Source organism: Ferrovum myxofaciens (genome assembly GCF_000735045.1).
Classification (GTDB): domain Bacteria; phylum Pseudomonadota; class Gammaproteobacteria; order Burkholderiales; family Ferrovaceae; genus Ferrovum; species Ferrovum myxofaciens.
This window is the reverse complement of sequence record NZ_JPOQ01000328.1, coordinates 1-524: the sequence shown is the minus strand read 5'-3', so window position 1 is coordinate 524 and position 524 is coordinate 1. Positions and strand designations below refer to the sequence as shown.

At 52.9% G+C, this 524-nt stretch carries 1 pseudogene; it reads right to left on the bottom strand.

The window, feature by feature from the left end:
• A pseudogene (locus IV91_RS16215) lies at positions 1 to 524 on the bottom strand (damage-inducible protein); the annotation flags it as partial.

Below are 524 nucleotides of genomic sequence, written 5' to 3'. Positions count from 1 at the left end.
CTGGGCCAGCATTTCAGTGATCTCACCATCGCTGATGCTGTCGTTCAGATTCGAGCGCAACTCACGGGCAAAGGACGCAAAGGCTTCCCGTTCCAAGGGGTAGTCCGGGCTCTCCAGAATCCCGGTAATGCGGTCGATGTGGGTATTGGCAATCTTGGCAATATCGTTGGCCCATTCTTCCCAGTGGTGGCGGTTCCCCACCTTCTGGACCAATTTGGCATAGATGGCCCGTTCAATTTCTCCGATCTCGAACTGAAGTTCGCCCTGATCTTCGTTGGGATACCGCTTGGGCGCAGGTTCGCCAATGGTAAAACCACCTTTCCCCGCCTCGCTGTTGGTTTTTCTCTTGGGTTTTTCCTGCTTCTTCTGGATTTTGTCGGTGATGGCGATGACTTCCATCTTCCGAGGATCACAGCCAGTCAAATTCGGTTTATTGACCATGGCATCAAAACGGTCATCGTGAGAGCGCAGAGCCTGTAAAACCTGCCACACCACGGCATAGGTCTTGTTATCGTTCAGGGCTT